We start from the raw sequence: 12,266 nt of genomic DNA on the forward strand, positions 1-12,266 counted from the left end.
TGCATCTGGTCGGGAAACCTTTGACCGTCTGGCGAAATGTTCTATTCAGATGGAATTGCGTCCCGCTCGATCAGATCGCACAAGCCGCTGCTCGCACGCTCTCCGTCCACGCCAAGCCTTTCAAGGCGCTTTGCCAACTTGAGGCAGTACGAAAGGTCTTCAAGCGGAAGCCCGGCCATAGCCGAAACGGCTGCTTCGTTCAATCCGTTCATCTTGCTGGCTCCTTCCTGTTCGGTACGTCCAGCATAGACGACAGGGCGCGCTAGACCGTTGTACGAGCAGCCAAAGCCGCATGCAGGCTTTTGTGCAATTGCACAAAAGCCTGTACATAAGCCAGCCTACACGAACACGAGCGACAGAAAGCGAGCCAGCTCTCGATCGGATGAATCGGGCATTCCGAGCACCGCTTTGATCTTGCGCAAACGATACCGTACGGTGTTGGGGTGCTGGTAAAGAGCCTCTGCCGCGCTCCGGACATCGCCGAATGCCTCCGCAAACGCACGCGCCGTTGCCAGAAGATCGGTATCATTGCACTGGTCGTGCAGCTCCAACTCGCGCATGTACAACGCGCTTGTGCGAGCGAACAACCTATCGGCCCGCGCAGCCGCATGAAAAGCATCGACGCCGAGATCGGCCCATCGAACGACCGCCGATTCCGACTCCCGTGCGCGCTCAAGGGCGAACCGCGCCTGGCGAACGGCCAGATCGCCCTCGCCCAAAGGGACCTCTTCGCTCACCCCGCAACGCACGGAGGACATCGCCTCGATGCGACCGATCAGATCGGGTTCGGAATGAGAGCGTCCGTCAATGGGAGGCCTGGAATACGACACGAACGCCAGCAAGCAATCGTGATAGCGACACGCATACGCCGTTTCAACGCTCCCCCAGTCTTTCCTGAACGATGCGAGCACCGAAGACAATGCGCTGAGCTCCGCATACAAAGAGCAGTCGTCGCCGCCCACCGGCTGCACCGCAAAGCACTGCAGCGTCGCCCCCGTTGCGCGCGCTATGTCGTACATTGAGGCGCGGACGTCAGCCGCCACCCGATCGGCCACAAGGCCATCGATAAGGCGGCTTTTGCTGGACTGCTCTTGATCGGTTCGAATAAGGGAGAGAACCGACGACAATATCTGCTCGTAGTATCGGCCTTCGTAGAACAGGATAGGAATGCCCCGCCGTTCGCTCAGCTCGATAACGCGCGGACCGATGGCGTTTTGAGCAGCGGGCTTGATGGCAAGGGCGGCTACGCCGCATTCCATGACGGAGACGATAGCGCGCTCCGCCAAGGCAGGATCGCGCCGCGCGAACCCGAGCGACGAAAGGATGAACTCGTTCGGGAAGAACTCTCTGTACCCGTTCGCAGGAGGTTCTTCGTCCAGAATGCCCGCATTCACAACGGGACGACCGGCAAAGCCTTCGCAAGGAGCGGCTAGGCGCACGCTCTCGAACACAGGAAGGGCAAGCACGTCCCCTACGGTGATCATGGCAGCCCTCCCTTCCCTGTTCATCCGCATCGTCTTCCAACTGATCGCCATCATACGATGACGCTTGACACGTGTCCAGCGAGCCCTATCAAGAGCCCCTGCCTTCCTCCAAATCCACGATCCGACAGCAAAGATCAAGATCGGCAGCGCGATTGAGGCGAGCCACGCGCGCCGCGAAACACGCACGGCGCGCTTCGTCAAAACGATCGGGAACGATCAGCCCGAATTCCGTCGCCCTACGCAAACGCAAATCAGACACCGTGGCGGAAAGACGCCCGTCGAATACGGAATCCTCTGGGGGCGTTTTCGTTTTCGCACGCGCCTGAGCAGCCGCGACGCAGTCGCGATCGAACCCGAAATACGTCATTTCCCAGAATGCAGACGAGAGCACGAGGTAGCGTTCGTACAGGCTCCAAGAACCCCCGAGCCACACGCGACTCGATAACGCGTCCTCCCAAGGAGCAAGCGCGAGAGAATGCTCCGGTAGACTGACGCTCTGCTCAACGGACTCTGCGGGATGCGCCCTGAGCGCAGCCCGGGCAAGAGGAACGTCCGCACGGCGCATGAGCCAAACGCCCACGCGCCGCTCGATCAAGCCCGTCTGCTCATGGGGAATAAAGAACTCGCGCGGCAAAAGGACTCGATCGCGCCCGCCCTTTCGCTTGATGGGCATACGTTTCATCGAATCAAGCGTACGGGCTAGCCGACGCTCCTTCTTGCGACGCCGCTTGGGCGAATCGTCGCCGCAGGGCGCGCAAAGCCGCGCAGCATGTTCGTCCAAGACAACCCGAACGAACGCATCGACATTGCAGCATGCCAGCAAATCCTGAAGGGTAGGCAGCTTCTCGACAGGCTCTCTTCTCTGCTCCCAATACGAGCCCTCGGCCGCGTGCAGATCAAAACACGACATCGCCAACCTCCTCGGCGAATGCGAGCGCCGTCGCGCAGGGCATAACGGCAGCGCAGCGCACGGGCAGACCGAAGGACGATAAGTCAGAATCTGCGGCCGCCTCTATCTGCATTGCAAGAGCCGCAGCTTCAAGCGGGTCAATGCAGCATAAGGGCATAACTTCAACAAGCACAAGAGCTTCGGATTCGACGCAGCACATTCCTCGACGAATATCCAGCATGGCAAGCACCCCTTCGCAAGCGTCCCAAGATTTGAGAGGATCTTGCAAGCGTGGTACGGGCGACGCGGAACACCGACGCCATCTATGGGCTGCCCATCGCGAAGGCCCGATGGGAAACAGCGCTTGCACTGGCTCTTTTCTTTCTTTGACAGTATACCATAGAAAACGAACGTATGTTTGTTTTCTATTCGTAAAGACCAAGCGAGTTTATGAGTTCGTCTCGCGAGTGAACGTCGAGTTTGCGGTAAATATGCCGTATGTGAGTTTTGGCTGTACCATTCGCGATGAACAGCTCGCGTTCGATCGACCCCACCGTTTTATGCTGGGCAAGCAGCAGCAACACCTCTTCTTCGCGAGGAGACAGACCCCGCTCGCGCGCAAGCGCCTGGCAGCGATTTGCGAGCTCTTGCTTTTTGACGAGCGCCGTATCGGCCTGCGCGTTGTACTCGGCAAGAAACGTCATGCCCCAACGGCTGGAAAGCTCTTTCTCCGAAAACAAGATCATGGTAGCGGCAACCACCATGACGATCACCAGACCGCTCAACACCGCATCCGATCCCGCAAGACCAAACGTCGGAGACCCGAGCAGCATTTCAGTTTGACGGCCAAGCAGCGAAAACAGCGCACGTACGCCCCGCTCGATGCCGAACAGCCAAACAGCCGACACGCCGTAGCGATAACTCAAGTTTGCCATGATGAGCATGACGAGCACGGAAAACGCCGTATACGAAGCGCTCGTGCAGAAATCGGACATAGCCTGGTTGAGCACCCCGACGTTCGGAAGAATGAGAAACGCCGCCACCATGAGCGGCAACGTCAGCCGATAGATGATGGCGAAATCGAATTTGCCGCCGCGAGCAATGACCCCGACGAACACAATAGCTGCGACGGCGAGCGTCCCGAAAGCCGAATGAGGCCCGAAGGTCGATTGGTACATCGACGATTCCTTGAGCCCATAAGCAAACGCATAGATAGCCATGAGCAGCACGATTTTCCACGGAAACGAGAACGACGTCGCAGACGCCGAAGGCAGCTCGTCTGCCGGAAGCGATCGGAAGCTAGCTGCCGCCCACGCAAGAGACACCACGGGAAACGCCGGCACAACCACCGCAAGCCAAGAGACGGACATCCCCCGACATACATAGATGAGCAACGCCGCCGCCATCATGGAAGCCGAGTAGTACAACGCCACGCGAAACGGATTCAGACAGCTGTACAGCTCCGACCAAAGCAGGATGACCAAAGCGATGCCGAACCCGCCCAGCAAGGCGGCGGGCAATCCCATATGCACTGAAAGCGAAGGCGCTCCGATAGAGACGAACATGCAGCACGTCGAAAGGACCAGCGCGACACCCGCCAGCACGTACACCGATTTACGACCGAACAAGGGACCGATGCGCTTAGCTAAAGCCGCGCATGAGAACATCGTCGCGATCATCACAAGATCGAACACATCATGACTTGCAACCCCGGTTGCCGGAAACGAGATGAACGAACCCACGAACACGATCTCGATCCAAGCACGATACACGCCAAGCCCCAAAAAGAACACGGGTATCGCGGGCATCCAAGGAAAGAGAGGTCCCGGCGGACGATTTCCTTGCTCGGTCTGATCGCTTTTCGCCATAAGAATCTCCCCAAACACCGTTCCCCTTGCCGCATGCTTGCAGCCCATTGTACCGAAGGAAACGGCTGCTTCAAAACATCCGGAAAACTCAGCCGCAGGAAAACCCCTGGTAAAACTAGGGTGATAACAAAGGATGATAGAAATAACCCCAGGCGAAAAGCCGTAGACGAAAGACAAGCGGATCGATTGAGCGCTATGGTCTCGACCGAGGGAGCCGCCCTGAAGAAACCTTCGACCACCGGATGTCGAGCGTCAAAGCGCGGCAAGCACCGACGTTCAAGGAGGATGAACATGCCCAAGCAAAGCAAGCAGCAAGGTATCAGTCGTCGAGATCTGCTCAAATTCGGCGGCATGACAGCAGCGGGAATGGCGGCAGCAGGCGCCCTGAGCGCATGCGCGCCGCAAGAAACCGCAGCGAAAAACGCGGCGAGCGCCCAGGCCGGAGCAGGCGAGAAAACCACAGCAGCCGGTCACCTGCGAACCGGAATGCCCGCTTTCCTGGAAAAGCCCGCCGCTATTACCGATATCGCAGCCACCGAAGAATACGACGTGGTGGTCATAGGCGCAGGCGCATCCGGAGTCCCTGCTGCGCTTTCGGCTTTGGAAGCGGGCGCGCGCGTCGCACTGCTTCAGAAAGAGAATCAGGCCATCAGCCAAGGCAACTCGGGCAGCGGCATCGATCTGATAACGAGCGATCAAGCCAACATAGAGGACCTCGTTTCCCAGCTCATGACCGACAACCAGCATCGCCCTGATCGAGCGCTCATCGAACTCTGGGCGAAAAACTCAGGGGAAGCAGTGTCTTGGGTTATCGAAAAAGCAGCCGAAGGCGGCGCGCAGGTTATCGACCAAGGAAACCAACAGCATATACCCTTGATCAACCGCAAGGGCTACACCATGAACTTCGTCACGTCCTTCTTCGGACCCAAGCCCTATAACGCGGGCGACGGCATGCGGGCGCTGGCGGCCACTGCGGAAAAAGAAGGCGTCGAAATCTTCTATTCCACCCCAGCCGAGCAGCTCGTCCAGAACGAATCGGGCAAAGTAGTGGGCGTTATCGCGAAAGGCAAAGACGGCTACGTCCAGTTCAACGCGTCGAAAGGCGTGATCGTAGCATGTGGCGACTACCAAAACGACGAGGACATGCTGCACTATTACCAGCCGGACATGACGAATTTCCAGCCCAAGCAAAACAACAAGACCGGAGACGGCCATAAGATGGTAGTCTGGGCCGGCGGCAAAATCGAGAACCTTGCCCATACGAAGATGCTCCACGATTTCGATGCGGGTCCCGCATCCATGTGCGACATGCCGTTCCTTTCCGTGAAGATGAACGGCGAGCGCTTTGTGAACGAGACCGTAGAGATGTCCCTCATGAACTGCTATCTGAGATCGGCCGAGGACGCTGGACACTATTGCCAGGTGTTCGACAGCAACTACATGACCGCAGCGGCAGACTGGCCGGGAAAGCTGGTAGACCCCGAAGCCCTGAAGACCTACATGCCCGAAGAGAACGTCGAGCGCACGGGCGTGTTCGAAGGGCAGATCAATACGTTCAAGGCCGACACCCTTGAAGAACTGGCCAAAAAGCTTGGAATCACCGATACGGAAGCGTTCAAGAAAACGATCGCCCACTACAACGACCTGGCCGCGGCGGGCAAGGACGTCGATTTCGGGAAAGCGGCGAAGTTCCTTGCCCCTATCGACACCCCGCCGTATTACGGCATTCACCGTCACGTGCGTATGAGCGCCATCTGCTCCGGCGTTGACATCAACGAAAAGCACGAGTGCCTGACGCCGGAAGGCGAGGTAATAGAAAACCTGTACGCCATCGGCAACTGCTCGGGTCATTTCTATGGCGGAATCGACTACCCGCTCACCGTATTCGGACTGTCGCTCGGGCGCTGTTACACCGAAGGCTACGTCATCGGCCGCATGGTAGCCCAGAAATAACCAAGCCTTCTTATTCCCCTCCTGAAAGGGCTCGGCGCGATGCGTATCGCTGCCGAGCCCTCTTCCCTACCAGCTCAGAAGCTCGTAGCCGTCTTCGGTAACGACCAGCTGAACCTCCCACTGAGCCGTGTCGGAACGATCTGCCGTGCGAACGGTCCATCCGTTCGGATCGCTCATGTCGATTTCCTGCTCGCCCGCGTTGATCATGGGCTCGATGGTGAAGCAGCAGCCCGGAGCAAGCACCATGCCGGTACCCGCTTCGGCAACATGGCTCACGAACGGATCTTCGTGGAAGTCGAGTCCGATGCCATGCCCGCCGAACTCGCGCACCACCGAATAACCGCACGACTTCGCATGCGCGTTCACAGCCGCTCCCACATCGCCCAGCAAGCCCCACGGCTTGACCGCGGCAAGGCCTGCTTCCAGGGCTTTCTTGGTTTCCTCCACCAAACGGCGACGCTCCTCGGATACTTCGCCGATGCAGAACATGCGCGACGAATCCGAATAGTAGCCGTCCAGGATAGTAGAGCAGTCCACGTTCACGATGTCGCCTTCGCGCAGCACGTCGTCCTCTGAGGGAATGCCGTGGCACACCACTTCGTTGATGGACGTGCACACGCTTTTCGGGTAGCCCTCGTAATTGAGGTCGGCGGGAACGCCGCCGTGCTCCACCGTGAAATCGTGCACCCATCGATCGACTTCCGCCGTGGTCACGCCCGGTCCGATACGCTCGGCAACGTAATCGAGCACGCCGATATTGATAGCGGCGCTGCGCTTGATGCCTTCGATATCGGCCGCCGTTTTGAGCATGGAACGCTGCGGTACCTCGAATCCCTGCTCGTACAGCTCTTGCAGCCGCTCGTCATGGACGAGGTGACACTTCTTGTACTTTTTGCCGCTGCCGCACCAACATTCGTCGTTGCGGCCCGGACTGATCAGTCCATCATACATACGCGCATCCTTTCTTTCGCGGCCCATTGTACCGCTGTTAGCGAAAGCGAACAGTCAGAAAACGCGCGCCAACCAAAGTACTGCAACGATGCCTTGCGCCCGCTGTCAAAACGGATGAGTTTTGCGGCGGTTTTTCGCCTTGTTGGGGCGATTCTTCCGTGGGAGTTTTTTATCGCACCAGGTCAATCGCCTGACACTTCCCTTTATCCTAATTTAAGGACCAACAAAACTCTTCCATTTTGACAGCGGGCCGGCAAGGGGGCAACGGGGAAGCCGTCGCCCGGGCATCAAGGCAGGGCGACCATCGGCAGGCGAGCGGGCGCCGCCAGAAACCCGCAACGCTTCGCCGAACCGCCGCCATGCGCCCTAGTCTTGGATTTTCGCGCACCCGACGCCCAGGGCACCGGGGCCCACATGGCAGGCAATGCTCAGCGGCAAACGATCCACGAACACATCGTCGCTGCCGAATTGGTCCCGCATATCCTGCGCAAGCGACTGCGCGTCGTCGTCACGATCCGTATGAGCTACGTAAAGATGCACGTTGCCAACACCGCCGAAACGTTCGTCCACATCGCGCGCAAGCGCTTTCAACATGGTGCGCTTCGCCGCCTTCGTGGACTTGGCCACCGAAAACGCGTCGAGCTTTTCTCCCTGAATCTGCAGGACCGGCCTTATCTTGAGCACCGACCCGATGGCCGCAGCTGCCGGGGTGATTCGGCCGCTCTTGTGTAGGTAGGCCATGGTGTCCACCATGATGTAGATGCTCGCGTCGAACTTCGTGGCATGAAGGCGATCGCAAACCTCCTGCGCCGAAAGCCCAGCCTCAACCCAGCGCAGCGCGTCGATCGCCGACTCGCGCTGCATGACCGAGATGCGCTGGTTGTCCACCACGTGCACGCGGCCTTCGAAGTGCCGAGACAGGGTGCATGCCGTTTCGCAAGACCCGGAAAGCCCGCTTGACATGGGAATGTAGATGATATCGTCGTACGTGCCCAGAAGCTCGTGCCAACGCTCCCCCAAGTCGACGATAGAAGGCTGGGAGGTGACGATGTTCGCTCCGGCACGCTGCCGCTCGTAAAACCGATCGGCGTCAAGGCTCACGCCCTCGAAGCCCTCCTCGCCATCTACGACAAACGGCATAGGCACGACGAACACGCCGAGCTTCTGAGCCTCTTCGGCCATGATGCCGCTATTCGTATCCGTCATGATCGCGATCTTCTGGTTCATGCTGGTCGCCTCCCCCATGCGAAGACGGCGGGATTGCTCCCGCCGTCTGGCTGCGCGGCGCTCTCGAGCAACCGCGCAATACTCTCGATTAGTCTATTATGACCGAAACGCTAACCGCGCACCTCGGCACCCGTCGCCCCGCACACCTTCTTCACGAGACGCTCGTGAGCCTTGTCGACTTCCTCGCTGGTAAGCGTGCGATCGACCGCGCGATACGTAAGCGCATAGGCCATCGACTTCTTGCCGGCGCCCACGCGCTGCTCGTCGCGGTACACGTCGAACAGACGCGCGTCCTCGAGCAGCTTGCCGCCAGCCGAGTTCATGCACTGCATGAGGCGCTCGTGCGCAACGTCCTCGTCCACCACGAACGCCACATCCATGGACACGGCCGGGAACGTGGGCACGTCCACGTAATCGCGCGACGCGCGGCTTGACTTCACCAGCGCGTCAACGTCCAGCTCGAACGCCACCACCGGTGCCGTTGCCTCGTACGCATCGACGGCCAGCGGATGCAGCTCGCCTACCCAACCGAGCGAGGTGCCGCCCGCCAGCACCTCGGCCGCGCGTCCGGGCTGCAGATGCGGGGCCTCTTCGGCGGAAAGGGCCTTGAAGCGAAGTTTCGCAATGGCCAGCTCGCGCGCAAGGCTTTCCACAACGCCCTTGCCGTCGAAGAAGTCGAAGGCGTCGGGGCGTTCGTTCCATCCCGCATCGCGCATGGCGCCGGCCAGCACGCCAGCCACGCGACGGCGCTCCTTCGGCTGCTTGCGTCCCTCGTGAGCGAAGAACACCTGGCCGGTTTCGTACAGCTGGACGTTCTTCACGCCGCGGCTCTGGTTGTAGGCGACGCTGCGAAGCAGACCGGGAACGATGCTTTGCCGCATGACCGACTGATCGGCGTTGAGCGGGTTGATCAATTCGACCGGCTCCCCCAAGCCTCCAGAGGACATGCGCAGGCGACCCAGGTCGCCCGGCTCGGCGAACGAATACGTCATGGTCTCGTTCAGGCCGCTTGCGCGCATAACGTCGTTGACGGTATCGAGCGCATGCTCGAGCGCGGAGCGCGTGCCTACGCGACCCGGGCCGCCGGGCAACGTGGAAGGCACGCGGTCCATGCCCCACAGGCGCAGCACTTCCTCGTACAGGTCGATCTCGCGTTCGAGGTCGGGCCGGAACGTAGGCGCGACCACGGCCAGCACGTCCGCCCCGTCAGCGGACGAGACCGCGCACCCCAAGCGCTCGAGAATGTCGACGATGTCCTCGCGCGGAATGTCGGCGCCCATCATGGCGCAGAAGCGCGGAACGCGGAACTCCAGCTCGACGGCCTGCGACGGCATCGGCCACTCGTCCACGATACCGAGCTGGTTGGCTGCGGCAGCGCTCACGCGACCGCCTGCGACCTCCACGATCAGCGCAGCGGCCGCAGCGGAGCGCTCGTCGATGCCGTGGTCGTCCACCCCGCGCTCGTAGCGCATGGAGCTTTCGCTGATCAGGCCCAGGTTACGGCTGGTGCGGCTGGTGCGGCCCGGCTCGAACGCAGCAGCCTCCAGCAAGATGTCCACGGTGTCCTCGGTCACTTCGGTGTCAAGGCCGCCCATGATGCCGGCCAACGCCACCGCACCGAGCTCGGGCGTGGCGATGACGGTCATGTCGGACGTGAGCGCGCGCTCTTCCCCGTCCAGCGTAACCAGCTTCTCGCCGTCTTCGGCCGCACGGACCACGATGGAAGCGCATCCGTCAGCACCCGAAAGCTTGGCCAGGTCGAACGCATGAAGCGGCTGGCCGAACAGGAACAGGATGTAATTGGTAACGTCCACGATGTTGTTGACGGAGCGCTGGCCGATAGCGGCCAAGCGCTCGACCATCCAGTCGGGGCTCGGCCCCACCTTGCACCCGCGAATCACGCGCGCCGTATAGCGCGGGCAGCGTACCGAATCCTCAATGCTCACGCGAACCACCTGATCAACAGGCTGGTCGCTCGCATCAACCTCCAGCTTGGCAGCCATGTCGGCAAGCGGGCTGACAACGTTCGTGCGATACATAGCGCCCACTTCGCGCGCCATGCCGACCACGCTCAAGCAGTCGGGACGGTTCGGCGTGACCTCAAGATCGAGCACCGTGTCGGACATCTTCAGGTACTCGGCAATGGGCATGCCCACAGGCGCGTCCTCGGGAAGAATCCAAATGCCTTCGTGATCGCCGCCGATGCCCAGCTCGCGCTGAGAGCAGCACATGCCGCAGCTGGCAACGCCGCGCAGCTTCGACTTCTTGATCTTGAAATCGCCGGGCATGACGGTGCCGATGGTGGCAACCGGCACTTTAATACCGGCCGCGATGTTCGGCGCGCCGCACACGATCTGCACCGGTTCGTCCGCGCCCACGTTTACCGTGGTCACGTGCATGTGATCGCTGTCAGGGTGCTGCTCGCACGTCTCCACGTAGCCCACGACCACGCCGTCGAACGACGCGCCCGTCTTCTCCACAGCCTCGACGCCCGTACCGGTCAGGTCCAATCGATCGCAAAACGCCTTGACGTCGCCCGGTACCTCGACGTATTCGCTCAACCACTTCAAAGATATTTTCATAGCTTGCGGCTCCTTAGAACTGACGAAGGAAGCGCATGTCGCCTTCGAGGAGCATGCGCAGGTCGGGAACGTTGTACTTCAGGCAGGCAATGCGCTCGACGCCCATGCCGAACGCGAATCCGGAGTACTCTTCCGGGTCGATGCCCGACATGGACAGCACGTTCGGGTCGACCATGCCGCAGCCCAGGATTTCCAGCCAGCCCGTGCCCTTGCAGAAGCGGCAGCCTTCGCCGTGGCAAATGCCGCAGCTTACGTCCACTTCGGCCGAGGGCTCCGTAAACGGGAAGTAGTGAGCGCGGAAGCGCGTCTTGCGCTCCTCGCCGAACAGCTGCTTGCACAGGTAGTCGAGCGTGCCCTTGAGATCGCCGAACGTGATGCCCTTGTCCACAACCAAGCCCTCGATCTGCGTGAACTGGGGAAGGTGGGACGGATCGGCCACGTCGCGACGGTACACTTTACCGGGAGCGATGATGTAGATGGGCAGGTCCTGATCCTCCATGGCATGCACCTGCACGCCCGAGGTCTGCGTGCGCAGCAGCACGTCGGACTCGCCGCGCACCGCAGCCTTCTCGCCGGAACGGTCGACCACGTAGAACGTGTCGGCCAAGCTGCGGCTCGGATGATCGGCGGGAGCGTTGAGCGCCTCGAAGTTGTAGTAGTCGGTCTCCACCTCGGGACCCTGCGCCACCGTGTAGCCCAAGCCAAGGAAAATCTCGCTGACCTCGTCGGTTATACGGTTGATGAGGTGACGGGTTCCCATCTGCTGAGCACGTCCGGGCAGCGTCACGTCAACCGCGCTCGCGCCGATCTTGGCCTCGAGCTCGGCAGCCGAAAGCTCGGCCTTGCGGGCGGCCAACGCTTCCTCCACGGCCACGCGCACCTCGTTCACGGTTTTGCCAACCGCGGCGCGTTCCTCTTTTGCCACCTGGCCCATGCTGCGCAGGTACCCCGTCAGCGTGCCCGCCTTGCCCAGCACCGCCACGCGCACGTGCTCAAGCTCGGCGGTTTCGCCCGCCTGAGCGATCGCGTCGAGCGTCTGCGTGCGCAAGGCCTCCAATTCGTCCACGATTGCCATGTTTCGCGCTCCCTTTCCGTCTTCTTTTTGCAACGCCGCCGCAGCTCGCGCGAACGCGCTCATCGGCGGCGAAAAACAAAAGAGCCTTCTCTCGCCGTTGGTTGAGGGAATTGCTTCCCAATCCAAGGACGAGAGAAGGCTCTCGCGGTACCACCTCGGTTGACGACCTGCGCGCACGCTCGACCGGACATCGCGATGACCAGGCAAGGCACGCGACCGTTGGCCGCCCGCTCATTA

At 60.7% G+C, this 12,266-nt stretch carries 9 protein-coding genes; 1 reads left to right on the forward strand and 8 read right to left on the reverse strand.

Annotation, left to right across the window (positions count from 1 at the left end; translation table 11 throughout):
- Positions 1 to 41 precede the first annotated feature (41 nt).
- The 4 genes from LQE90_RS05540 to LQE90_RS05555 form a co-directional block, all read right to left on the reverse strand.
- On the reverse strand, positions 42 to 212 hold the full coding sequence (locus LQE90_RS05540; RefSeq protein WP_181792612.1) for a hypothetical protein: 171 nt from the start codon (positions 210 to 212) through the stop codon (positions 42 to 44).
- A gap of 126 nt (positions 213 to 338) precedes the next feature.
- Complete coding sequence (locus LQE90_RS05545; protein WP_216528836.1) at positions 339 to 1,484, reverse strand: helix-turn-helix domain-containing protein; 1,146 nt, start codon at positions 1,482 to 1,484, stop codon at positions 339 to 341.
- 88 nt (positions 1,485 to 1,572) lie between these two features.
- A complete protein-coding gene (locus LQE90_RS05550) occupies positions 1,573 to 2,394 on the reverse strand; it encodes a hypothetical protein (protein WP_216528835.1) in 822 nt (273 codons plus the stop codon).
- A gap of 404 nt (positions 2,395 to 2,798) precedes the next feature.
- Complete coding sequence (locus LQE90_RS05555; protein WP_225749525.1) at positions 2,799 to 4,259, reverse strand: helix-turn-helix transcriptional regulator; 1,461 nt, start codon at positions 4,257 to 4,259, stop codon at positions 2,799 to 2,801.
- 273 nt (positions 4,260 to 4,532) lie between these two features.
- On the opposite strand from LQE90_RS05555, the gene LQE90_RS05560 reads away from it, so the two are divergent.
- Entirely contained in the window at positions 4,533 to 6,194 is a 1,662-nt protein-coding gene (locus tag LQE90_RS05560) for an FAD-dependent oxidoreductase (protein ID WP_216528834.1), read from the forward strand.
- Positions 6,195 to 6,260: 66 nt separating this feature from the next.
- Here LQE90_RS05560 and LQE90_RS05565 read toward each other — a convergent pair whose 3' ends face one another.
- The 4 genes from LQE90_RS05565 to pheS form a co-directional block, all read right to left on the reverse strand.
- Positions 6,261 to 7,145 (reverse strand): methionyl aminopeptidase, encoded by an 885-nt coding sequence (locus LQE90_RS05565; RefSeq protein ID WP_114567641.1) that lies wholly within the window; start codon positions 7,143 to 7,145, stop codon positions 6,261 to 6,263.
- 366 nt (positions 7,146 to 7,511) lie between these two features.
- Positions 7,512 to 8,372, reverse strand: coding sequence for a DegV family protein (locus tag LQE90_RS05570; RefSeq protein WP_114567642.1), 861 nt, complete (start codon positions 8,370 to 8,372; stop codon positions 7,512 to 7,514).
- 110 nt (positions 8,373 to 8,482) lie between these two features.
- The gene (pheT, locus tag LQE90_RS05575) at positions 8,483 to 10,954 is read right to left on the reverse strand and encodes a phenylalanine--tRNA ligase subunit beta (protein WP_216528833.1); all 2,472 of its coding nucleotides are present in this window, start codon (positions 10,952 to 10,954) and stop codon (positions 8,483 to 8,485) included.
- Between the two features lie 13 nt (positions 10,955 to 10,967).
- Complete coding sequence (pheS, locus tag LQE90_RS05580; RefSeq protein WP_114567678.1) at positions 10,968 to 12,029, reverse strand: phenylalanine--tRNA ligase subunit alpha; 1,062 nt, start codon at positions 12,027 to 12,029, stop codon at positions 10,968 to 10,970.
- Positions 12,030 to 12,266: the final 237 nt, after the last annotated feature.

The sequence above is a fragment of the Paraeggerthella hominis genome (assembly GCF_021044775.1).
Classification (GTDB): domain Bacteria; phylum Actinomycetota; class Coriobacteriia; order Coriobacteriales; family Eggerthellaceae; genus Paraeggerthella; species Paraeggerthella hominis.